This window comes from Hahella sp. KA22, from assembly GCF_004135205.1.
Lineage (GTDB): Bacteria > Pseudomonadota > Gammaproteobacteria > Pseudomonadales > Oleiphilaceae > Hahella.
In genome coordinates, this window is the sequence record NZ_CP035490.1 from 1,358,798 (window position 1) to 1,380,890 (window position 22,093).

19 protein-coding genes are annotated in these 22,093 nt (G+C 55.0%); 12 read left to right on the forward strand and 7 right to left on the reverse strand.

Features of this window, described 5'->3' with window-relative positions:
- Nucleotides 1-42: 42 nt before the first annotated feature.
- Both EUZ85_RS06060 and ltaE read right to left on the reverse strand, forming a co-directional pair.
- Complete coding sequence (locus tag EUZ85_RS06060; protein WP_127968450.1) at nucleotides 43-792, reverse strand: hypothetical protein; 750 nt, start codon at nucleotides 790-792, stop codon at nucleotides 43-45.
- A 218-nt stretch (nucleotides 793-1,010) separates the two neighbouring features.
- Complete coding sequence (ltaE, locus tag EUZ85_RS06065) at nucleotides 1,011-2,018, reverse strand: low-specificity L-threonine aldolase (RefSeq protein ID WP_127968451.1); 1,008 nt, start codon at nucleotides 2,016-2,018, stop codon at nucleotides 1,011-1,013.
- Between the two features lie 316 nt (nucleotides 2,019-2,334).
- Between ltaE and EUZ85_RS06070 the strand changes: the two genes are divergently transcribed.
- From EUZ85_RS06070 to EUZ85_RS06090, 5 genes are all read left to right on the forward strand, one after another.
- Complete coding sequence (locus EUZ85_RS06070; RefSeq protein WP_241566968.1) at nucleotides 2,335-4,122, forward strand: GAF domain-containing protein; 1,788 nt, start codon at nucleotides 2,335-2,337, stop codon at nucleotides 4,120-4,122.
- 205 nt (nucleotides 4,123-4,327) lie between these two features.
- Complete coding sequence (locus EUZ85_RS06075; protein ID WP_127968452.1) at nucleotides 4,328-4,936, forward strand: hypothetical protein; 609 nt, start codon at nucleotides 4,328-4,330, stop codon at nucleotides 4,934-4,936.
- Nucleotides 4,926-7,070 carry an ATP-binding protein gene (locus tag EUZ85_RS06080; RefSeq protein WP_129498719.1) on the forward strand — a complete coding sequence of 715 codons (2,145 nt, stop codon included), beginning with the start codon at nucleotides 4,926-4,928 and terminating at the stop codon, nucleotides 7,068-7,070. The genes EUZ85_RS06075 and EUZ85_RS06080 overlap by 11 nt, the downstream gene beginning before the upstream one ends.
- Nucleotides 7,067-7,429, forward strand: coding sequence for a hypothetical protein (locus EUZ85_RS06085; RefSeq protein ID WP_129498720.1), 363 nt, complete (start codon nucleotides 7,067-7,069; stop codon nucleotides 7,427-7,429). The genes EUZ85_RS06080 and EUZ85_RS06085 overlap by 4 nt, the downstream gene beginning before the upstream one ends.
- An 11-nt stretch (nucleotides 7,430-7,440) precedes the next feature.
- The gene (locus EUZ85_RS06090) at nucleotides 7,441-8,850 is read left to right on the forward strand and encodes a response regulator (protein ID WP_127968454.1); all 1,410 of its coding nucleotides are present in this window, start codon (nucleotides 7,441-7,443) and stop codon (nucleotides 8,848-8,850) included.
- Nucleotides 8,851-8,903: 53 nt separating this feature from the next.
- On the opposite strand, the gene EUZ85_RS06095 is transcribed toward EUZ85_RS06090, so the two are convergent.
- On the reverse strand, nucleotides 8,904-9,251 hold the full coding sequence (locus tag EUZ85_RS06095; RefSeq protein WP_127968455.1) for a YceK/YidQ family lipoprotein: 348 nt from the start codon (nucleotides 9,249-9,251) through the stop codon (nucleotides 8,904-8,906).
- Between the two features lie 219 nt (nucleotides 9,252-9,470).
- Between EUZ85_RS06095 and EUZ85_RS06100 the strand changes: the two genes are divergently transcribed.
- The 3 genes from EUZ85_RS06100 to EUZ85_RS06110 are packed head-to-tail and all read left to right on the forward strand — an operon-like array spanning nucleotide 9,471 to nucleotide 12,170.
- Nucleotides 9,471-10,556 (forward strand): DUF2157 domain-containing protein, encoded by a 1,086-nt coding sequence (locus tag EUZ85_RS06100; RefSeq protein ID WP_127968456.1) that lies wholly within the window; start codon nucleotides 9,471-9,473, stop codon nucleotides 10,554-10,556.
- Nucleotides 10,549-11,646 (forward strand): DUF4401 domain-containing protein, encoded by a 1,098-nt coding sequence (locus EUZ85_RS06105; RefSeq protein WP_127968457.1) that lies wholly within the window; start codon nucleotides 10,549-10,551, stop codon nucleotides 11,644-11,646. The genes EUZ85_RS06100 and EUZ85_RS06105 overlap by 8 nt, the downstream gene beginning before the upstream one ends.
- Nucleotides 11,643-12,170, forward strand: coding sequence for a GDYXXLXY domain-containing protein (locus EUZ85_RS06110; RefSeq protein WP_127968458.1), 528 nt, complete (start codon nucleotides 11,643-11,645; stop codon nucleotides 12,168-12,170). The genes EUZ85_RS06105 and EUZ85_RS06110 overlap by 4 nt, the downstream gene beginning before the upstream one ends.
- Before the next feature lies 1 nt (nucleotide 12,171).
- Here EUZ85_RS06110 and EUZ85_RS06115 read toward each other — a convergent pair whose 3' ends face one another.
- Nucleotides 12,172-13,428 (reverse strand): MFS transporter, encoded by a 1,257-nt coding sequence (locus tag EUZ85_RS06115; RefSeq protein ID WP_241566969.1) that lies wholly within the window; start codon nucleotides 13,426-13,428, stop codon nucleotides 12,172-12,174.
- Between the two features lie 364 nt (nucleotides 13,429-13,792).
- Entirely contained in the window at nucleotides 13,793-16,072 is a 2,280-nt protein-coding gene (locus EUZ85_RS06120; RefSeq protein ID WP_127968460.1) for an Ig-like domain-containing protein, read from the reverse strand.
- A gap of 645 nt (nucleotides 16,073-16,717) precedes the next feature.
- Here EUZ85_RS06120 and EUZ85_RS06125 point away from each other — a divergent pair.
- A complete protein-coding gene (locus EUZ85_RS06125; RefSeq protein ID WP_129498721.1) occupies nucleotides 16,718-17,428 on the forward strand; it encodes a DUF1223 domain-containing protein in 711 nt (236 codons plus the stop codon).
- A 17-nt stretch (nucleotides 17,429-17,445) separates the two neighbouring features.
- Here the strand turns inward: EUZ85_RS06125 and EUZ85_RS06130 are convergent, their stop codons facing one another.
- Nucleotides 17,446-17,916, reverse strand: coding sequence for a type III secretion system chaperone (locus tag EUZ85_RS06130; RefSeq protein ID WP_127968462.1), 471 nt, complete (start codon nucleotides 17,914-17,916; stop codon nucleotides 17,446-17,448).
- A 229-nt stretch (nucleotides 17,917-18,145) separates the two neighbouring features.
- Entirely contained in the window at nucleotides 18,146-19,576 is a 1,431-nt protein-coding gene (lpdA, locus tag EUZ85_RS06135) for a dihydrolipoyl dehydrogenase (protein ID WP_127968463.1), read from the reverse strand.
- 245 nt (nucleotides 19,577-19,821) lie between these two features.
- Here lpdA and EUZ85_RS06140 point away from each other — a divergent pair, with 245 nt between their 5' ends.
- The 3 genes from EUZ85_RS06140 to EUZ85_RS06150 all read left to right on the forward strand — a co-directional run bounded on the left by EUZ85_RS06140 (nucleotide 19,822) and on the right by EUZ85_RS06150 (nucleotide 22,086).
- Nucleotides 19,822-20,304: a DUF2059 domain-containing protein gene (locus EUZ85_RS06140; RefSeq protein ID WP_241566970.1), complete on the forward strand. Its 483-nt coding sequence runs from the start codon at nucleotides 19,822-19,824 to the stop codon at nucleotides 20,302-20,304.
- Nucleotides 20,305-20,767: 463 nt separating this feature from the next.
- Nucleotides 20,768-20,995, forward strand: a complete 228-nt coding sequence (locus tag EUZ85_RS06145) for a hypothetical protein (RefSeq protein ID WP_127968464.1) — start codon at nucleotides 20,768-20,770, stop codon at nucleotides 20,993-20,995.
- Between the two features lie 275 nt (nucleotides 20,996-21,270).
- On the forward strand, nucleotides 21,271-22,086 hold the full coding sequence (locus EUZ85_RS06150) for an AraC family transcriptional regulator (RefSeq protein ID WP_127968465.1): 816 nt from the start codon (nucleotides 21,271-21,273) through the stop codon (nucleotides 22,084-22,086).
- The last annotated feature ends 7 nt before the right edge of the window (nucleotides 22,087-22,093 follow it).

Consider the following 22,093-nt stretch of genomic DNA (forward strand, 5'->3'; position numbering starts at 1 on the left):
CAGCATGACGCTGGCTTTTTCTTTCCTGGAGCTGAGTGGCGACTAGCCCGCCATCGTTTGCTCTTCAACGCCGAAGATATTCCGATACAGTGCGCCGTAGCAGATCATGCTCATAGGGATCGTCCAAATCAGGCCAATACCCAGTGGAATCATTGCGACAAAGTTAATCAAGCCCAGCAACAGGAACAGACCCAAAACGGCGAACCAGCGTTTGGTGATGGCTTTGCGAGAGGCCTCCAGGGCTTGCCAGATTGACAGATCTTTCTCAACAACCAGTGGCAGCGCCAAGTAATAACTCACCGCCAAATAAATACCGGGTATTACTAACAGTATGAAACCAATGAAAATCAGGATGTACATCACGATTACAGTTAATAATAAAGGCAGCGCTTTATTAAAGTAGTTGAATACCTCCCCAACATTTAAAGGCGCATCGACCGAGCGCTTCAAGCCCAGCATGAATAGACCCATGCCAAGTGGCAGCGATACGGCTGTGATAACTATTTGGTTTAGTATGGCGAAGACGATAGCAGCGCCACCGCTGTCTGGACCTACAATTCCTACGACAAAGCCCATAACCAGTGATACGCCGAACATGACGGCGAAGTAAACAATACCTGCTAAGATCATTGTCAGCTTGGCCCCACTGGTGCGCTCCCAGGCCTCGCTGATCAGTTCGCCCACCCGAAAGTGGTAGTTGCCGTTAACGCCGTCTTCCAGCGAGCCCCACCTGCGGTCTCCACTACGCTCCGGAGTGAGGTTGGATTGCGGAGTAGAATAAACGTCGCTCATAGTTATTCCTTAATGCCCGTTGTTTTATTAAAAATAATTAACAGACAAAATATAGCATATAATTCCTAACAGGTAGTCAGACTGGAAAATTTATTTTTTACAAAGAGTTACGTAGTTCTCGATGTGAAGTGGTAAGTTGTTTAAAAAGAGAACTGTTTGTGGCGTTAATGAGCAGGGAAAAGTATTGAGGCCTTTAGGCAGGCCCCAATAGACAGAGCTTATTTACTAAACGCCCGCAGCGCTTGCGCCAGACGATCAATATCATCCCGTGAGATATCGAGATGCGTAACAAACCGGATCGTTGGTGAGGGTGAAATTAATATATTTTGTGATTTCAGATACTGCGCCAGTGCGTTGAGGTCGTCCCCTCGGTAGGTGGCGAACGCCATGTTGGTCTGCACCAGACTCATATCTATGTCGAACAGGTCGGTCTCCGCCAGGCGTTGCGCCAGATAGGCGGCGTTGTCGTGATCCTCCTGCAGACGTTCAACTCCCGACTGCAATGCAATGATGCCCGCTGCGGCCAGCACGCCAGCTTGCCGCATGCCGCCGCCACAGACTTTTCGCCAGCGCCGGGCGGTGTCGATAAAGGACTTATCGCCGCACAAGAGGGAACCGACCGGCGCGCCGAGGCCTTTTGACAGGCAAATGGAGACGGAGTCGAAGTATTGCGTGACCTCTTTGGGGTCAATGCCTTGCTTGACGGTTGCATTGAACAGGCGCGCTCCGTCCAGATGGGTGGCCAGTCCCCGACGGCGGGCAAGGTCCGTTGCGTTGCGGATGTAATCTTGCGGAATTACCTTGCCGCCAATTGTATTTTCCAGGCTAAGCAGGCGGGTGCGGGCGAAATGAAAGTCGTCAGGTTTGATGGCCGCCTCGATTTTCGCCAGAGGGATTGTTCCGTCCGCATCATGCTCGATAGGTTGAGGTTGAATGCCTCCCAGCACCGCTGCGCCGCCGCCTTCATATTTATAGGTGTGAGCCTGTTGGCCTACCAGGTACTCGTCGCCGCGCTGACAGTGGGTGAGCAACGCCAGCAGGTTGGTCTGGGTGCCGCTGCAGGCGAACAAGGCGGCTTCATAGCCCAGCATCTCCGCCGCTATGTCCTGCAGGCGGTTGACGGTTGGGTCATCGCCGTAGACGTCATCGCCGACTTCAGCGGCCGCCATGGCGGTTCTCATGGTCTGACTGGGGCGGGTAACAGTGTCGCTGCGAAAATCAATCATAATTGGATCCCAATGCGATAGAATGTTCTGTTTTGGTCGGGCTGCTCATATCATTGACGCCGAATATCCTGTCCGTGAGGACAGGAACAAGTTGTCAAGCCAATACTAATTTGGTAATTCTGAGCGCCCCTGACTTTTTTAAAGGACTAGACCAGAGCGAATATTACGGATTAATCGCGAAATTGCGGAGCCTGGCCCTCCCAATTGTGTTAAAGTTACGTGTTACTACGTATACCTCTGCAGTCGACGGTTTATGCGGCTAAATAAACCGTATTGAGGGTAGTAAGGATTAACACGCCCAGATTCGGACGACAATGTGTTTCGAACCAAAAGACGTAGAGCCAAGCACTCGATCCAGTTTCATTTGGCGATGGCCTTTATTGCGCTGTTACTGACCTTCGGCGCGGTATTAGGTTGGTTTCACCACCAGAAAATGTCGGACATATTCATAACGTCGACCCATCACTTGTTCGATAGAGTGGCTACGGACGTCAGCGGCGCGTTCTACGCAGGCTACTCCCCCGTTTCCGCCACCGTCAAACTACTATCACTATCGCCGTTGATGCAGGAAAGCGACCTCGAAGGCCGCTTACAGCACTTACCCAGTCTGGTCGCCGTTTTACGCGCGCAGCCGCAAGTCGCCGCGTTATCCGTAGGGTATGCGGATTCGGAATACTTCATCATCCGCAACCTGAACTCAGAATATCTGCTGAAGCGTTTTGACGCGCCACTGGGCGCTCATTATGTGGTGGACAATATCGAGCGCAGCGACGGCGCCAACGCTTTCATGCGCTTTTACTACGATGAAGCGCTGAATCGAATTGGCGAGAAAGACCTCGGTTACACCAATTACGATCCCACCGTGCGCCCCTGGTATCGTCTGGCGGCCTATACCCGTGACGTCACCACTACGCAGCCTTATTTGTATTATTTTATCGGTAAGGTCGGGGTGACGGCGGTAAAGCAGGACCCCGCCAGCGGCGCGGTGTTCGCGGCGGACATCACCTTGGAGTCGCTGTCGCAGACATTGCAGGAGAATCGGGTCAGTCCTTCCTCGCAAATGCTGATCTATACCCATGACGGTAGCGTGATCGGCAGTCTGGACCCCGCTACGATAGTCGTGGATAACGACCCCGAGAAACTGCGCATTCTGCAACTGGCGGATCTGAAAAGCCCTGAGATTCGTGATTTTATCGCGCGGCAGAAGGAGTCCGCCGGCTCGGACTTCTTCTTTGATTCCCATGGCGAGCGTTGGTTGGGAGTGACCCGTCCCGTTAATCTGGTGGGCTTCACCGCCAACCTGATGATACTGGCGCCGGAGTCCGAGTTATTGGCCGAGGCGTACGAAATCACCAATCAGTCAGGCATTATCACTCTGGTTATCGTGATATTGGCCTTGCCGTTCGCCCTGTTTTTCGCCAATCAGATTGCTCGCCCGCTCAGAAATCTGGCGGAGGAAACCCGGCGTATCCAGCGCCTGGATTTTGTGTCGCCACTGACGGTGAAGTCATCCATCAGCGACATCGACTCCCTGGCGTCCGCGATTGAATTGATGAAAAACACCATCAGCCGCTTCACCGGACTGACCCGTACTCTGGCGGAAGAGCAGGATTTCGAGCGCCTGCTGCATGAGGTGTCCCTGAATGCGATGCATATGAGCCAGGCGGAAGGGTCGCTGGTCTACCTGATCGACCCTGAAGAGGAGCATTTGTGGCCGGCGTGTTTCCAGACGCGTCATGGCGCTAAAACTCATCATGCCATGCCGTCGCTGCGTTTGTCTGATCAGAATATCGCCTTTGTGCAGGCGACCTATCAAGAGGACCTGAGCGTCATCGCCGTCACCTACGACTCAGCTGCCCGTTGCGGCACCCACGAGAGTTTGTTGAATCACGTCGGCAGCGAACGCCTCAGCGCTGTGGCGATGCCGCTCAAGAATCGCCAGGGGCGTCGCATTGGTCTGCTCTGTCTGCTGTTTCAGCCCGATGAAGAAAATGGCCTGTCCGCGCCGGAAGAGAGGCTGGCGTTTGTGCGGGCGCTGGCGGGCCTGTGCGCCCTTTCCATCGACAGCGGATATCGCGCCAGTCCCCGCAAGCAGGCGGTCTGAGGCTAAGCGGCCCGCATAGCGGGCTATGCCATCTCTCAACTTGATTTATAATTCGATTCGTGGAAAGGTTGTGCCCACTCATGCGGATCAAATTAGCGAACAAATAATGCCGAAACGTCAACAGCCTCTTGGCGTCCGAACAGGCGACGAATATGCAGCGCGAGCGCGTCGTCGCAAGTCATGCGGCAAGCTCCAATAAGCCTGTATGCCAATTCATTTTGTTACCGGCTCGCATAATTTCAGGCGGCTTCTATCCTTACTCCTGTTGCTTCTCAGTTGCGCCTGGACGTTAACGGCGCATGCGGACACCATGGAGGAGCGTCGCATCCGCACCGGCCTGAAGTTGTTCCGCTCCCTGCTGGCGGCGGATCAGGATATCGAGTCCAAGAAGACCCACGACGACTATTTGAAAATAGTGCTCATATACGCCAACAACAGCGCCAAAGCGGAGTTCTATGGCCGTGAACTGCTGGAGCTGGGCGAGGGTGAGCTGCAGGCGCGGGTGCGAGGGCTGCCAATTCGAGTTGAGATTTCCAATGATTTCGCATTGAGCAAATATCAGACAGCGCCGCCCGCCGGTATTTTCATTATTGAAAAACTGTTCGACGACGAACTAAAGCAATTGATCGAGTTCGGCGTCGACAAACAGGTGGTGCTTTTCTCTCCGTTTGAAGGGGATGTGTCCAAAGGCGTTTTGGGCGGACTGGCGGTCGAGGCGCATATAAAGCCTTACATCAATTTGCAGACGTTGGCGGAATCGCAGATTCGTATCAAAGCGTTTTTTCTGAAGGTGGCGAAAACATATGGCCCGTGACATCCGTGCAGAGCGATCCCGCGTGCCTATCGCCGCCACGCTTGCGTTTTCATTGCTGGCGCTGGCGTTGGAAGGCGTATTGGCGATTTATTGGTTTCTCGGTCTGGAGCCCCGTCTAAGCGAAGAAGCGCAGGCGAACGCCCAGATACTGGCCTACTCCCAGGGAGTGGCGTTGGCGGATGTGCTGACGGAGCATCCTGGTCAGCCGGTGGACCGGGAGCGGGTGGAGCGGGTGATTGATCAGATTCTGCTGTTGACCGATCCGGTATCGGAGACGCCTTTCTTCCAGAGCGTGACGCTGGAACTGGACTACACCACATTGAATGCGCCATCAGGGATTCTCAATCGCACCTGGGGCGTGCGCAAATGCGCAGGTTGCTACGCAGCTCAAATTGAGCTGTACTCGAGGGTGACGGATGAGCTTCTGGGCGTTGCGCGCTTTGAAGTCAGCCATCTCTTCTTTAGCAAACTCAAGCGCAACATGCAGCATGCGTTTTTGATGGATGCGTTACTGACCCTGTGTCTGTTGCTTATCGCCTGGGTGGCCATCAACATCCTGATACGGAAACTGCGTGGTGAGATCGATGCGCGCAAGCAGACGGAAAAAGAGCTGATCCTCGCCAAGGAACAGGCGGAAACCGCCAGTGAAGCCAAGAGTTTCTTCGTCGCCAATGTCAGCCATGAGATTCGCACGCCCATGAATGCGATATTAGGGATGTGCTATCTGATGCAGCGTACGGACCTGGATGCCAGGCAGACAGATTTCCTCACGCGTATCAACGTCGCCGCCAAGTCGCTGCTGGCGCTGATCAATGACATTCTCGACTTCTCCAAGATCGAAGCGGGCAAGCTTAAGATCGAAAACAGGCCCTTTACGCTCGACGGCGTTCTACAGCAGCTGGCGCAAATGGAAGCGGCGAAGGCGGCGGAAAAGCAACTGGAGCTGATCTTTTCCGTCTCCCAGGACGTGCCGCAGCGTCTGAAAGGCGACCCGGATCGTCTGGGGCAGATCCTGCTCAATCTGGTGAACAACGCCATTAAGTTCACGGAGCGAGGCAAAATTGTGGTGACGGTGCGCCTGTACAAGAAAGAAGCGGGCGACGAAGGGCCGGTGATGCTGCGCTTTTCCATCCGTGACACCGGCGTGGGCATTGCGCCGAAAAACCTGTCGCGCCTGTTCGCTGCATTCAGTCAGGTGGATAGCCGTTTAAGCCGACGTTATGAAGGCACTGGGCTGGGGCTCGCCATCTGTAAGCAACTGGTGCAGTTGATGGGGGGCAAGATCTGGGCGAAGAGCACGCCAGGCAAAGGCAGCACATTTGTATTCACGGCCGGTTTTCAGGTGGATACGGATGAGGCTCCGCCGCCACAGGAAGTGAAAGAAGTTGGCCCGGTGGCCCGTCCGAGGGTATCTGGCAGAGTGCTGGTGGTGGAGGATAATCCGGGTAACCAGGAAGTGGCCCGTCATCTGCTGGGTGATCTGGGGTTACATGTGGACATCTGCAACAACGGTTTGCAGGCCATTAACCGCATCAAAGACGCCTTGTATCGCAAAGAAGGACTCTGGGATCTGATATTCATGGATATTCAGATGCCGGAAATGGATGGCTTGCAGGCGACGCAATTGTTGCGCAAACTGCCGGGTCTGGATAAAACGCCGGTTGTCGCCATGACGGCGATGGCGATCGCCGGTGATAAAGAACGTTGCCTTAAGGCGGGTATGAATGATTATATTACCAAGCCTATTGACGTTAACCAGTTGTACAGGACGTTAAAAGCCTGGATGCGGGAAGCGCCTCCGAGCAAGCGGACGGAGGCTGCCGAGCCCACTGTGGACAAGCCCGCCCGTAAGATCACGGAGAACTCCATTGAACTGGATTTGCCGGGGATCGACTGGCAGCAAGCGCAAGCGCGCTTCCTGGGCAATATATCGCTGCTGCTGCATCTGGTCGTGGATTTTATTGAAAATAACTCTCACGCCTGCGCCCGTTTGCAGGACATGCTGGACCAGGGCGATGAGCAGGGGGCTGAACATTTGGCCCATAGCCTGAAAGGCGAAGCCGGTAATCTCGGCGCCGAGGGTGTGTATCAAGCAGCCATGATTCTGGAAAAGGAGATACGCCTGGGCAGGTGAGAAACGAGTCCCTGGTGGTGCTGGCGGACGCACTGGACGAAATGTCTGGCTCTGCGCGTCAGGCGGAGCTGCTGTTGCTGGAACTGGAAAGCAACGGCGAACCCGAGCCGCAGCCTCAGAACGAGGATGGGCCGTTAGCTCGGGGTGCATTGCTTGAAATACTGGATGAGCTGGAAAAACTTATTTCCAGCAATAACTTACGCGCCAGGGACGTCGCTAAAGAAGTCAACGCGTACGTATTAAGTGACACCGCAAAGAGAGAAAATCAGGATTTGCTATTAAACTTACAGAAGTTGAACTTTAAAGAGGCGCTGGAAGCGTTGAGACGTTTGCGAAACCTGATACGAACAGACGATTAGAGCGACGACCTATGGCTAAGCAACAACCGGCCGGGCGTATTTTGGTGGTGGATGATCAGGCCACCAATATTGAGCTTCTGCATAACATCTTCAAAGAAGTGCACGAAGTGGAGTTCGCCATGACTGGCGAAGAGGCGCTGGAAATGGCGATCCGGGACTTACCGGATATTATCTTGCTAGATATCCAGTTGCCCGGCATGGATGGCTTTGAAGTATGCCGCAGGCTTAAAAGCAACGCGAATACCCGGCATATTCCCGTCATTTTTCTGACTGCGAAAAATGATGTGGACGACATGGTCAACGGCTACAAACAAGGCGCCGTGGACTATGTCATTAAACCGTTTAATTGGTTCGAACTCATCGCCAAGGTCAACACGCAGTTGGTGTTGCGGGAAATGAAGTCGGAACTGCGCAACGCCCAGGAGCGGGAAGAGTTATTCCTGCGCCAGATTCAGTTGTCGCTGGAAGAAACCGAGCTGACTCTGGGAGGCGGCAGACCGCAAACCAAACAGCGTGTTCTTATCGTGGACGACTCTGTCAGCAATATTGAGACTCTGGCGAGCATGCTGGGGGATGAGTATGAGCTGTTCTTTGCGGTCAATGGCGAACAGGCCAAGCAGATCGCCCGTGAGGCGCATCCGCATCTGATCATGCTGGATGTGGTGCTGCCGGACACGGACGGCTATCAGGTCTGCAAACAGCTAAAGCGTGAACCGGAAACCCGTGATATTCCCATTGTGTTCGTCACCTCGCGGGACTCTGCGGAAGATGAGACGCGCGGCTTGGAAGCGGGCGCTATTGATTACATTATCAAACCTTACAGCCACTCTATCGTCAAAGCGCGAACGCGTAACTTGCTGGAGCTGGTGCGCAATCGGGATTTGCTGAAGAAACTGACCTTGACCGACGCGCTCACCGGCGTGCCAAACCGGCGCAATTTCCAGGAAGTCTACCGCCGCGAATGGTTCCGCGCTTGCCGGGCGCGAGAGCCGTTATCGTTGATCATGATCGATATTGATAACTTCAAGCGGTTCAATGACTTCTATGGTCACCCCGCTGGCGACGCCTGCCTGCAGAAAGTGGCGAAGATGATTTATCAGGTGCGCAAGCGCAACACGGACTTTGTCGCCCGCCTGGGTGGGGAAGAATTCGTAGTCATTCTGCCAGACACGGATGCGGAAGGCGGGCAGCGTTTTGCTGACGCCATGTTGAATGCGGTACACAAACTGGCGATCGCCCATGAACATAACGACGGCAAGAAGATCGTCACCATCAGCGCCGGGCTGGTGACATGCTATCCTGGCCCACACATCAGTCGCGAAAACCTGCTGTCCACCGCCGACGAATGCCTCTATCAGGCCAAGAAGGAAGGGCGTAACCGGGTATGCAGTCGCATGGAGCCGCCGGACGACCCGGCGTAAGCTCCACGTCTCAGACTAGCGCTAAGCACATTTTCTATCGATACACTCCGTAGTCATTTGATGCGGATATTGCCTTGCTCTGACTGCTTGAAAATGGTGTAGGGCAGGGACAACGTATCGAGTACGCCTGATACGACCAAATCCACCACTAACATGTGCGCTTCTCCATCCGTCGCCTGCCAGGTGTGAATGGGGGCGGGCGCGCCATGCAGGCGGCAGAGGTCATAGGCGACGCCGCTGTAGACCCGGGGAATGGACTCACAATGAGTGCCGATTTCGTTGAGGTTGCGCGCGGCGACATCATCGCCGCGCATGACGGTGTTCACGGTGCCACAGCCGGTAAAGGCCGTGACGGAGACAGCCGCAAGGCTGCCCAGAATGGCGGTTTTTAATATATTCATTGTTGGCGGATTAACTGCTGTATTTGTTGTTTAGTTATTGTTTTTCTTTATCTATTTTTATGAGTCGGCGCGATGCCGACCAGGGTGAAGTCTAGCCAAAAGATCAGCCTTTTGGCGTGAACTTCATCAACATTGTCAACCGGACTTGATTATAGAAAAGTATTCTAATAAGCGAGTCTGGGATAGACTACCGGCTAATGACCCTATGAAAATCCGCCTATGCAGACGAATCAGAATTTACCTCCTTCCACCGCAAAAGAAGCCGCCGAGCTGCCACTTTCCCGCACCTTGATCTTTTGTCTCGCCAATGAGTTGCAATGGGACCAGGCGACGCTGGAGCGGGCGCTCAGTCACGCCGGTTATCAGACTTCTCGTTCCGACTGGCTGGCCAGATGCCGCCTGTTTTTTATGTTGTGCGGCGCAGCGTTGATATTGGCCGGCGTCGCCGCTTTTTTCGCCTTCAACTGGCAGGACCTGCACAAGTTCGCCAAATTCGCTTTGATCCAGGCAGGTGTCGTAGCAGGAGCCTGGGGCGCCTGGCGTAAAGGGCTGGACAGCATCGTCGGGCGTTGCTGCCTGTTCGCGGCCGCGTTTTTGACGGGCGTTCATTTAGCTGTGTATGGACAGATATATCAGACCGGCGCAGATCCATACGGACTCTTTGTCGCCTGGGGCGTTCTCGTGGCGGCCTGGGTGGCGATTGGACGACAGCCCGGTTTATGGATGCTGGCGGAGGTGCTGGCCAATCTGTCCCTGATTCTATATTGGACGCAGATGCTTTACCCCCACTCAAGTTGGAGCGAAGACTTTGGCGGTCCATTACTGATGCTTGGGCAAATGGTGTGGGACCAGGGTCTGGCGCTGTCGCTGTTGTTGTTGAATGGTCTGGTGTTGGTCGCATGGGAGTGCGGCTCCGAGCGCGGCGTATCCTGGATGCAGGGGCGCTGGTTTCCCCGAGTTATTGCTACCGGCGTACTGGCGTTAATGGCTTGCGCCAGTTTGTCTGTCATTTTTGATGGGTGGGAGCATGGAAGACGACTCGCTCCATTAACGCCTGTGGGGTTTGTCGTGGTGGTGGGCGCCTGTCTCTGGTTTTATCAGCGTCGCAAGCCTGATCTGCTGATTCTGGCGGAATGCGCCCTCGCCATCATTTTGGTGTTGAACTCCCTGATAGCAAGACTTTGGGCGGACTCATTCGAGTTCGCGTTGTTCATGGCGCTGCTGGTGATCGGACAAACCGCCTTCGCCGCACTCTGGTTGCGTGAGCTGGCGCGCAAGATTCGCAAAGGGGTGTCGCATGCATAAGGATAAATTAACGCTGGCGCAGCTTCTGGAACGCATGCGGACGGAGAACCCCGCGATTACCGCTGCATCGGAATTACCGGCGCCGTTACAACAACGACTGTTACAGTTTGAGGAACAGCCCTGGTTTATCAAGGCGCTGGTGGGATTCGGAGCCTGGTTGGGCAGTTGGCTGTTTATCGCCTTTGCATTAGGCGTTAGCTTGATGGCTTCTGACGGGGGATATGTCGTCCTGGGGTTAATGTTCATCGTCGGCGCTACTGTTCTGAGTCGTTTGGTGGATCATTTGTTCATCAACCAAGTGGCGTTGGCGACCAGCATGGCTGGCCAGTTGATGCTGGGCTTTGGTCTGGAAGAAATGGATCTGGTTGACGATGTGGAAGGCATACTGGCCACGCTGATCATGCTCAATCTGGCGTTGATTCCGCTGTTCAGAGACCGCGCGCATCGCTTTTTGTCCGTTCTCTTTATCTGCAGCGCGACAGCCATATTGCTGTATATCCACAAACAACAAGCGCTGATACCTTTTATTCCGCCCCTGTTGGCGGCGGGATTCGTCTGGTTGACGCTGAATGACTCTCAAAGCGGGTTACGCCGGTTTGAAGCTCTGACATCGCCTCTCGCGGCGGGGATGATCGTCGCTGCGTTAGGATGGTCTTTATTATCGGCGGTTTATGTGCTGCCGGATCTGCTGGATGATTTTGTGTTTTATCCCAACCCCTGGATTTCCACCTTGGGAATAGCGGCGGTTTTAATCTGGTCGATTTGGCGGACGTTGTTTCCTGTCTTTGGCGAAGACAGGCGCGCGCCGGCAATCCTTATCGCAACGGTGCTGCTTACTGCGGTAACCGCATATAACGCACCGGGGTTGATGGTTGCGTCTCTGGCTCTGGTGGTGGGCGTCGCGCAACGTCGCACGTTTTATATCGGGTTGGGCGTCGTGTTTCTGTCCGTGTTTCTGACCGCTTACTTCTATGGAATCGAAATCAGCCTGTTGGCGAAGTCAATCAGTCTGGTTGCGACAGGGGCGGTCCTGATTGGCGTGCGCAAATTGCTTGATCGCATTGGCGTTGAAGAGGAGGCCAAATCATGACGGAGGTTGTGCGCAGACGCATTCTCTGGGGCGGCCTGGCGCTGGTTTTACTGGTATGCAACGGGCTTATCATCGCTAAAGAAAGACTGCTCGCAAGCGGTGAAACCGTGCTGTTGGAACTTGCTCCTCGCGATCCCCGCTCGATTATGCAGGGAGACTATATGCGCCTGCGTTATTCGCTGGTCCGGCAAATCGACAATGCGCTGGGCGATCAGGAAGACATGGCGACGGCGGACGGCTATGTGATTGCGACGCTGGATGAGAATAACGTCGCCGTCTTTCAACGGCTGGCGCAATCGGCGGATGAGGCGGGCTCATCCGAGGTGGCGCTGCTTTATCGGATCAGAGGCGGGCGGATCAAAATTGCTTCGGACGCGTTTTTCTTTCAGGAAGGGTTTGGCGAGTTTTATGAAACCGCCCGCTATGGAGAAGTGAAAGTGAGCGCAGGCGGCGACGTATTGCTGGTTGGACTGCGGGACCGCGACAAACGCCCCCTGCAGCCGGCTTTGCTGAAAGCGGAGTAAGTTACGCCGCTTGTTCTTCTTCGCTGGTTTCCTCGTCCGTGATCTCTTCATGATCCGAACGCGGGTCGAATTCCGCCATTACCGGCGTATTCGGCGTGGTCAGCGTGTAAGCCTGATGTTCTTCCAGCGGCACAGGCGTTCTGACTCTCCGACGCCACAACAGGAATCCAACCAGCGCCAGCGACACCACCGCGAAGTAAGTGAAAATACCCTTGGGTCCCATGATGGAGACGAAAGCCGGCTCCACCAGCGGGCCGGTCATGGCGCCGATGCTGTAAGCGATCAGCAGCCCCTGATTTGCGCTGATCACCTGTTCAGGTTTCAGCTCGTCACAGGCGTGGCTGAGACTGATGGGATAAATCGAGAAGGCGACGCCCCCCAACAGAAAGATCATCAGCGCCATCATGGCGTTGCTGCCGCCGGCGCCATAGCTCATCAGGCTCATGATGCTGCTGAGAATGGCCAAGGCCGCCGCCAGCGCCGTCAGCGTCAGACGCCGGTCATAGCGGTCCGAAGCGCGACCGACCGGATATTGCAGCGCCATACCGCCTATAATCACCACCGCCATCAGGTTGGCGACCCAATCCAAATCGTAGCCGGACTGAGTGAAGAACAGCGGCAATAGGCCGTACACCACGCCCAGCACCATCCCCGACATGAAGCTGCTTAACACCCCCGCCGGAGTGAGTCGAATCAGCTCCGCCATGCTTAGTGGGTGGGGCTCGCCCATTTCCGGCATGGATACACGGGTGAGGGAGAGCGGCACCACGGACAAAGAAGCGGCGATCGCGGCCAGCGCGAAGGGAATCAGCGTCAGTGGATCGATGTATTTCAGCAGCAACTGTCCAGACGCCAGCGAGGCGTAAAAAAGAATCATGTAAATCGCCATCACCTTGCCGCGGGTTTCCGAAGAGCTGGACACCAGCATCCAGGACTCAATCACCACTAGCAGGCCGCCAGTAGCGAAACCGCCCAGCAGGCGCAGAAAGGCCCAAGTGTAAGGCTCCACTACCAGTCCATACATGATGGCGACGCTGGCCAACATGGAGGCGTATGCAGCGTAAGCGCGAATATGGCCGACCCGTATTATTAGCTTGGCGTTGACGAATGAGCCGATCACCAGACCGGCGAAATACGCGGTGGAAATCATACCGATGGCGAAGGTGGAGGCGTTCTCCGCAGACATACGAATAGTCAGCAGTGTGGTTAACAAACCATGGCCGATAACGAAGATCAACATGCTGATGAGGGGGGGCATGACGCCAAGGGCGCCTGAACGGGGGGCTGACGTGGTCAGACTCATAGTGGAAACGAACTCACTTTGGTAAAACAAGAGACATGCGCATTTTTCTGGGGACTATAGTGTATGCAGTTATTTATTCAAGTGAGCGAGGGTACGTGAAGATACCTGTAACGGCGGTCTTATTCGGCGAGGAGTGGTGGTGTAACTAGTGTATCTATCTGTTTTATATGAAAATATCTGTTTGATGACTTTTGTGTAGAAATTGTAATTGGCGAATTCTTGGCCGATTAGGTTAATCGATATATGCCGCGGCGCGAGGAATTGGCGGAGGGACAACAGCGGTGGAAAAAAGGGCGCCGAAAGGCGCCCAAGGCAGGGACTATAAACCGTTGAGGAACGGCTTATGGTTCTTCAGATATTCGTTATTGTTGACGCGATCCCAGTTGATGGACCAGGTCATCAGGCCTTTGAAGCCCGGATAACCATCAGGATTCTGCAACTGGTAAGATCCGCCGAAAGATTGCCCTTTCACCAGATAATTCACCGCTTGATGCACGACCGAGGGCGAGGTGTAGCCGCTGCCTGCGGCTGAAGCTGAGGCGGGCAGGCCAATCGCCACTTTTTCCGCTGGCAGGGGCGGGAAGCGGTTGTTGGCATTGCCGCCTACAGGGAAACCAGCCAACAGCATTTCCGCCATGGCGACATGGAAGTCGGCGGTGCTGACGCTGTAGCACTTGCCGTCCAGCCCCAGCATGCAGCCGGAGTTATAGTGCTGCACATGAATGAAGCTGAGTTCATTGCGCAAGGCGTGAATGACCGGCAAGTAAGCGCCCGAGCCGCCGCCATAAGCGCTGAAGCCGCCCTGAACATAGTAGGTTTCCGGCGCCATGGTCAGCATCAGGTTGCCGCCGAAATTGCCGATGATGCGCTTGCTGGCGGAGATCAGATGCGTCAGCACCGGAGATTTCGGATTTTTGAAGTCGGTGTCGCCTGCATCCAGAGACAGGGAGCTTCCCTCCAGATCAATATCGAATCCGTCGAAGCCGTACTCGCGAATCAGCGCCGTCATACTGTCGACGAATTCCTGCTCTGCGTTGGCGTCTGTCAGCTTCACCACGGCTTCCGCGCCGCCGATGGAGATAATGACTTTCTGACCGCGGGCCTGTACGGCGGCGATATCTGCTTTCATTTGCGCTGGAGTGATCTGGAACGGGGAGAATTCCATGTCGGAATGGCTGCCCAGCTTGGGCGTGGCGAAGGCGACGTCAATCACATCCCAGTCCGCTGAGACATCCGGCAGTCTGACGAAGCCGGAGCCATTGTCGAAGTTATGCCAGTATCCGACGATAACGCGATCAGACGTCTTGCCGCCAAGCACTGTCACCAGAATGGGAGCGGAAGTGGCGTTGTAGCCATCCTTGTCAGTGGCTGTGACAGTCAGCTGGTATTGGCCTTCCACATTGGGTGTCCAGCTGCTTTGATAGGGCGCGCTGGCGTCTGAGGAAATAGAGGTTCCGTTAACGAAGAACTCCACCTTGGCGATATCTCCGTTGATGGAGCTGGCGCTGGCGTTAATGCTGACGCTGGCGCCAAGCGTAACGCGCGCGTTGTTTTGCGGAGACGTAATCGCGGTGGCGACGGCTTCGTCGCTGACTGTGATGGTGATGCTGTCGGAGGTAGTGGGTTTGCCCCCGTCGTCTTTGGCCACCGCCGTCAGGGTATGTTGGCCGACAGGCGCGTTGAGCCATTCATAGGCGTAAGGCGTGTTTACTGTGCTGCCCAGCAGGTTTGAACCATCGTAGAAAGAGACTTCCGTGACCACGCCGTCGCTATCGGAGGCGTTCGCCTGCAGATTGATAGCCGTTCCAGAGAGGATAATTGCGCCGTCTGCAGGATTGCTCAGGGAAACCGTCGGAGCGGCGTTGCCGTCGCTGCATACGCCAAGATCGCCCCAGGCTTGTTCCCAGTAGAGCCCTTTACCCGGTTCGTACGCCCAGGCGGCGCTGGAGGAGCACCATCCGCCCACCTTGCATTCGTAAACCCGTCCCAGGTTCTGTACGTGGTCGCCATTGGCGTATGTCGTTCCCGCGCTGTATTGCGGGGCGTCACAGTCAGAAGAGGGCGGTTGCGTGTCGTCATCAGAGACGTTGATTGAAACTGTCGTGGATTCGCCTTGTGCGGAGCGGTCATCGGTAGCGACGACCTTCAGGGTATGTGCGCCAACGGTGGCGGTCCAGGTCGCCGCATAAGGCGCGGTGGCGTCCTGGGCGATTTGCGCGCCATCTACGAAGAAGGCGACGTTGGATACTGAGCCGTCTGCATCAGCGGCTTCCGCGTTAATCGCCACCGTCGCGCCAACTTTGAAAGTTTGTCCTGCGCCGGGAGAAGTCAGTTTGGCGGTGGGGCGTTGATTGCCGCCGGCGGCGCCACAGGCGCCTTCCGCTTTCCATTCCTGCCATTGTCCGGAATGGGCTTCCGGGTCTGCGCCCTGGTTCCACCAGTTAGCAGTGTAGGCGTTTTGCTTGTGTTGGATTGTTTTGCCGCCGACATAAACGGCGGCGGCGTCCCAGTTGCTCAGTCCTGCGCAGTCATAGGCCATTGCCGGCCCGGCTGCGATAAGCGCGGCGATAGCCGTCGCTTTAAGTCCCTGCTTAATCATTGGCGATACCTTACGTAATTGTCTGTAATTGTCAGGTTTAAAAGGCCGACGCGCTCACTGCGCGCGTCGGAATCTCCCGAGGAAGCTTTACGCCGGAGGGGCTGGAGCCGAGTTCACAACTTCGACATAGCCAATGCGGTATTAGCGCGCCAGCAGCCATGACGGACGGAAGACGTCGCCCGCCATGTCGCCCCCGGTAATCGTCGCAACGAGAGTGTTTGCTGGTGCTTATTAAGTAACGCCTTTGTCCGTGGTCAATCAGACGGGACGAGACGCTGAAGTGGAATCGTTTTCATTATGTGTGCGAAATACTCTAGCTTTCCTTCGAAATATTGCAAACCCCCATTTGGACTACATCCAAGGGTTTGAGAGATAAATGAAGCGCCAGATAACGATGCTTTGGCGGGGCTTATTCTCAAGAGGCCATTACTCTCGCTGGAAAGCGTTTTCAATGGTGGCTGTCGAACCTGGATATCGAGAAGAGGTTTAAAATGGAGTTAATGCATCGGAGCGTCCAGGGAACTGTCGGGCGCCCAGGGAACTGATTGTCTTAAGCGGACTCTAAAACGTCAGACTTTGGTTTTATTCAATGACCAGAGGCTGTCGTCTTGATGTCTACAGCCCCTGAAGCGCGAGGAGTGAAAAGTGAAAGCTAACCTGTTTGCATGCATATTATTGGCGTGGCCATTACTGGCTCCTGCGCAGGAGTTTGTCAGCGCGAAACACACCACGGATGTGGTTGAACTCTTTACTTCAGAAGGCTGTAGCAGTTGTCCTCGTGCGGATGAGTGGTTGTCAGAAATGAAAGGGGATAAGGGGCTGTTTAAAGACTTCATCCCAATGGCGTTTCATGTGGACTATTGGAATCAGCTGGGCTGGACCGATCGCTTTTCGCGGGAGGAATACAGTGAAAGTCAGCGGGATTACGTACGCTCAGGTTTGGTCGCCCATGTTTACACGCCGGGCATTGTGGTGAACAGCAAGGAGTGGCGTCGCTGGTTTTCCGGGGCGAGACGATGGCATGGCGGTGACGCCGAGCCTGGCGTACTGTCGGCGCAGTTGCAGGACGGCCGTTTACATGCCTCGTTTGCGGCTTCCAGTAAAGCCGTTTTGAACGTTGCATACCTGGGCGTGGGGCTGACGTCCGAGATCAAGGCGGGGGAAAACCGCGGACGTATGCTGATGCATGACTTTGTCGTGCTGGACAGGGTGCAGACGACGGGCGCAGGGGAGTGGGACATCGAACTTCCCCCGCCGCCGCAGATAGGTCAGGAGAAAACGGCGTTGGCGATATGGGTGTCGCCGCCGGATTCTCCCCGTATTATCCAGGCTGTCGGCGGATACCTGCAGCCCTAGCGCGCCATGTATCGACCTCAGAGCGCTTGATGACGAGCGTGCAGGACGCCTGCGCCAAAGTGCGGACTGCATGGCTTGGGCGTGCTCTGAGGCGTCTCCAGCTCCTGCCTGAGCGATTGCCGCAGATCCATCATGTTCAGCAGGATGGCGGCCATTTCGCTGTCGTCCAGGCTGAGCGCCTCGCGACTCATGCATAGCTCCACCGCACCTGAGTGTTCCGATAGCGCAAGCCATGCCCCCAGGGTGGTTTCCGGCTGTGAGTTGATGTGCAGTAGTTTTGCGTAAAACGTCTCCCTGTTGGCGTTGGGGGGCTGCGTCAGAGGCATTCTGAATACCACCGTTTCTGAATCCCGGCCGACCTGCACGTGCAAACGGGACTCCTGATCAAAGGAGAGCGTGCAGTAGCCGTTCTTCAGCGTCAGATCAACGCCGCAACGGTTTCCTATCACCTGCAGCAATTGATGAATATGCGTTTGATATAGAGTCATATTGGAACTCGCTATACTCCTGTGGTTGATACTACCCGGTATAAATGCAGCGCCGACTCGTCCTGCTGGTCTTGGCGCTTCAACTTGTAAGTAACAGGGGGAGCGCAAAAGTTCCTAGTCCAAAAAGATTATGTCCGCTGTCGCGCATTGAAATGGCGGCAGGATTTTATTTCTCCGGGCAATAAAAAAGCCGGCGTGAAAGCCGGCTTTTGGATAGCGAGTGAGGTGATCAGGATTTCTTGATCTTCGCCATGGGGTTGGGCAGGTCGGTAATGGTGCCCGCCGCCAGCTCGCCAGCCAGACCAACAGTTTCGTGCAGCGTTGGGTGAGCGTGGATGGTCAGCGCCAGATCTTCCACATCCGCGCCGAACTCAATGGCCAGGCTCAATTCGCCCAACAGTTCGCCGGCGTTGATGCCCACAATCCCGCCGCCGATCAACGTGCCGTCTTCTTTGTAGATCAGCTTGGTTTTACCTTCGCTGCGCGCGGCGCCGAGGGCGCGTCCGCTGGCTACCCAGGGGAATACCGCAGTTTTGTACGGGATGCCGGCCGCTTTGGCTTCTTTTTCGGTCAAACCGGTCCAGGCGATTTCCGGGTTGGTGTAGGCGATGGAGGGAATGACCTTAGGATCGAACACGCACTTGTGGCCAGCAATCACTTCCGCCGCCACATGGCCCTGATGGGTGGCTTTATGCGCCAGCATCGGGTTGCCGGCGATGTCGCCGATGGCGTAGATGTGCGGTACGTTGGTGCGCTGCTGGTTGTCAGTGTTGATGAAACCGCGCTCATCCACTTGGATGCCCGCTTTTTCTGCGCCGATCTTTTTACCATTGGGGGAGCGGCCTACCGCCACCAGAATGGCGTCATAAGACTGCTGGCCTTCTGGCGCATTCTTGCCTTCGAAAGTCACGTACAGACCGTCTTTCTTCGCTTCCACCGCCGTTACTTTGGTGGACAGCATGACGTTGAACTGGTCTTTGACGAATTTGCTGTAGACGGCGATCAGGTCTTTGTCCGCAGCCGGGACCAATTGATCAGCGAATTCGACGATGCTGACTTCGCTGCCGAGGGCTTCATATACAGTGCCCATTTCCAGGCCAATGATGCCGCCGCCAACGATCAGCAGGCGCTTGGGGATTTCCTTCAGTTCCAGTGCGGAGGTGGAGTCCAGAACGCGGGGGTCGTCGTGAGGAATGAACGGCAGCTTAACGCTCTGAGAACCTGCCGCGATGATGCAGTGGTCAAAGGTTATGTCGGTTTTGACGCCTTCGTTGTCCACGGTAATCTGGTTGGGGCCGGCGAATTCGCCATAGCCGTGAACCACTTTCACTTTGCGGCCCTTAGCCATGCCCTGGATGCCCTGGGTCAGCTTCTTGACCGTGTTGTCTTTGAACGCGCGCACTTTATCCAGGTCTACTTCCGGCTTGGCGTATGTGACGCCCACGGCGGAGGCGGAATGCGCTTCTTCCATAACGTAAGCGACATGCAGGAGCGCTTTGGACGGAATACAGCCTACATTAAGACAAACGCCGCCCAAGGATGAATAGCGTTCAATCAAGGTTACTTCCAAGCCCATATCCGCGGCTCTGAACGCTGCGGAGTAGCCCCCCGGTCCGCTGCCCAACACTACAACCTGGGAATGAGTCGTTTGCCCGGCCATATAGTCTCCTTAGTTGTCTTCTAGGTTAGATTTTTTACCAGCTAGGCAAACTAAAGGCTTATTCTCACCGGGTCAATAAGATGTTTGTCGACGGGATCTGGCGGTGATTTGGAGCATGTGAACGATGCGCCGCCAGCGCCTGGGGGAAACCCCAGGTTGTAGTGATTTGCAAGGCGTCAGAGTGAATGATTCGTTACAATGGCCGCAGCGTCTGACTTTAAATTCATTGATTCCCAAGGAGAAAAATGATGTTGAAATCTGTAGTCGCCTGCGTCATGACGGCGATTCTACTGAGCCCTTCCGCTTTTGCCGCGGATGATGGCGCCAAGAAAGCCGCAGCCAGGCTGCTGGATGTCATGAATATGGAAGTCATGATGGAACACTCCATCGAACAAATGATGACGATCCAGCTGCAACAAAATCCCAATCTGACGCCATTTCGGGATGTCATGATGAGATATTTTAAAAAGCAGATGAGTTACGACACCCTGAAGGGAGAGTTCGTGAAAATCTACGCGGACGCTTTCACTGAAAAAGAGCTCAATGAAATTGTCGCCTTCTACCAGACTGAAACCGGACAGAAAGCTATCCAGAAGATGCCTGAACTGATGAGCAAAGGCGCTCAATTGGGCGCCTCTCGCGTACAGGCGAATATTGAGGAGCTGCAACAGATGATCAAGGCGGAAGCCGAGCGTCTGAAAACTGAGGGCGGTCCTACTCCTCAGTAAAAACGTTTCCGGCACAAGGATGTGTCGCGGCTTTCAACTATTTCTTCCGTGCTTATCATCACTATACTGCTCAAATATCACTCTTCTAAACCGATCTGACGGCGTGTCAGGCTTCCGGGTTTTTCTCCTGAATTTTCCTTCAATCCTGCTAAATGGCGAGATTTCTGGAAAAATTTTGAACGATGTTCACTTATCGGGAGCCCAGGCCTGGTCTGGACTAGGACAAATATAGATCCTTTGGGTGATCGTCTGGAAACGGTTCCCGTCCTATACTCGGCGGTTTCGAGAAAAAAGATAGTTGCTCATGTTTGGGTGTAGCTTGCGGAGGCGGATTTGGTAAGTGTTCCGGCAAGTCTATGGCGGGGTCCATGGGATCACAGCAGGTTTCGAAAAGCTGCCGCCGATGCGGTGAAAACAGCCCAAGCGAATCAGAATTTCTTAAACGATACAGGTAGTAATGCATATGGATAAGCAAAAGCAGCCCACGCCTCAGCAAATGGTTGAGGAGGCGATCAAACGCTACGCTCCGATATATGTTCCTGATGCGCCGCAATGGGCTGAGGAGCAGGTCTGGGCGACTACGGATGAGCAACGGGACTGCCGATATCGCAGAAATATGGGACTGCGCCAGATCGCAGAAGTCATGAACGGCGGAGTCGCCGCTTCTCAGGTTAAAAGAAAGAAGAGCTGATTTTTCATCAGAATGGCTGCAGGCGCTGGTTCCAGCGACCTGGCTGTCAGCCGCCGAGTTTCTTTCTCAATACTCATACGCCCGTTGCCCGCCATCGCCAAGCTCAAATAACTAAACTCTTCTTCCATCCCCGCGCCATTTGCAACCTTAACGCGCGTTATCCGCAGCGCAAAGAGCAAAAACGTACAATACAGCCGTTAATGAAGCCGCTAGACTGACTCTATATTGGGTCTTCCCATTTATCGTTAAGTGACCTTTACCATGAGTGTCGGTTTGTGATTGAGCATGCTAAGTACTGGCAGGACAAGGCGCTCGGCGGCGTCGAGATTCTGAAAGCCACCTTCGTCAAACAGCACTTTCCCCGGCATGTGCACGAGGGCTACTGCGTGGCGGTCATTGAAAAAGGAGCGCAGCATTTCCTTCGTGATGGCGCGGAGCATACTGCGCCTGTCGGCAGTATCGTACTGGTTAATTCCGATCAGGTGCACACGGGTCGCACTGCGACGGAAGAAGGGTGGTCCTATCGGGCGATTTACCCCACCCCGGCGGAACTGGCGCCGGTTATCGCGGATATATTCGGTCCTGGCGTTGAGCCCTGGTTCCCGGAGCCGGTAGTGCGCGATCCACAGTTGGCCAGAGGGTTACAAGTCCTGCACTGTCTTTTGGAGCAGGGCGATGAGCCGCTGCATTGTGAGACGCTTTATTACCAGATGATGGGGCAGCTGATGCAGCGCCATGCCCGTATGCGTCCCCGCCAGCTTCTGGAGAAGGGCGGCTCGCACTGGGCGGTGGCCAAGGTGAAGGAATATCTGCAGGCGCACTACGCCGAAGCAGTGTCGCTGAAGGACTTAACCGATTGCACCGGGCTCAGCCCCAGTTATCTGACGCGGCTGTTTACGCGGATGACGGGGATGCCCCCGCATGCCTATTTGAATCAGGTGCGGGTAAGCCGCGCGCAGCAGTTACTGCGGATGGGGCTGAGCCTGACGGATGTGGCGGCGGCCACTGGATTTTCCGATCAAAGCCACTTAAGCCGTCACTTCCAGCGAATTATGGGCGTCTCTCCCGGACGTTTTGCGAAAGTCTGTTAGTTTGACG

What these genes read in the sequence shown, in the direction of transcription:
- EUZ85_RS06060 (WP_127968450.1), bottom strand. Translation starts at nt 792, where the DNA reads ATGAGCGACGTTTATTCTACTCCGCAATCCAACCTCACTCCGGAGCGT.
- ltaE (WP_127968451.1), bottom strand. Translation starts at nt 2,018, where the DNA reads ATGATTGATTTTCGCAGCGACACTGTTACCCGCCCCAGTCAGACCATG.
- EUZ85_RS06075 (WP_127968452.1), top strand. Translation starts at nt 4,328, where the DNA reads ATGCCAATTCATTTTGTTACCGGCTCGCATAATTTCAGGCGGCTTCTA.
- EUZ85_RS06080 (WP_129498719.1), top strand. Translation starts at nt 4,926, where the DNA reads ATGGCCCGTGACATCCGTGCAGAGCGATCCCGCGTGCCTATCGCCGCC.
- EUZ85_RS06090 (WP_127968454.1), top strand. Translation starts at nt 7,441, where the DNA reads ATGGCTAAGCAACAACCGGCCGGGCGTATTTTGGTGGTGGATGATCAG.
- EUZ85_RS06095 (WP_127968455.1), bottom strand. Translation starts at nt 9,251, where the DNA reads ATGAATATATTAAAAACCGCCATTCTGGGCAGCCTTGCGGCTGTCTCC.
- EUZ85_RS06100 (WP_127968456.1), top strand. Translation starts at nt 9,471, where the DNA reads ATGCAGACGAATCAGAATTTACCTCCTTCCACCGCAAAAGAAGCCGCC.
- EUZ85_RS06105 (WP_127968457.1), top strand. Translation starts at nt 10,549, where the DNA reads ATGCATAAGGATAAATTAACGCTGGCGCAGCTTCTGGAACGCATGCGG.
- EUZ85_RS06110 (WP_127968458.1), top strand. Translation starts at nt 11,643, where the DNA reads ATGACGGAGGTTGTGCGCAGACGCATTCTCTGGGGCGGCCTGGCGCTG.
- EUZ85_RS06115 (WP_241566969.1), bottom strand. Translation starts at nt 13,428, where the DNA reads ATGCCCCCCCTCATCAGCATGTTGATCTTCGTTATCGGCCATGGTTTG.
- EUZ85_RS06120 (WP_127968460.1), bottom strand. Translation starts at nt 16,072, where the DNA reads ATGATTAAGCAGGGACTTAAAGCGACGGCTATCGCCGCGCTTATCGCA.
- EUZ85_RS06130 (WP_127968462.1), bottom strand. Translation starts at nt 17,916, where the DNA reads ATGACTCTATATCAAACGCATATTCATCAATTGCTGCAGGTGATAGGA.
- lpdA (WP_127968463.1), bottom strand. Translation starts at nt 19,576, where the DNA reads ATGGCCGGGCAAACGACTCATTCCCAGGTTGTAGTGTTGGGCAGCGGA.
- EUZ85_RS06140 (WP_241566970.1), top strand. Translation starts at nt 19,822, where the DNA reads ATGATGTTGAAATCTGTAGTCGCCTGCGTCATGACGGCGATTCTACTG.
- EUZ85_RS06145 (WP_127968464.1), top strand. Translation starts at nt 20,768, where the DNA reads ATGGATAAGCAAAAGCAGCCCACGCCTCAGCAAATGGTTGAGGAGGCG.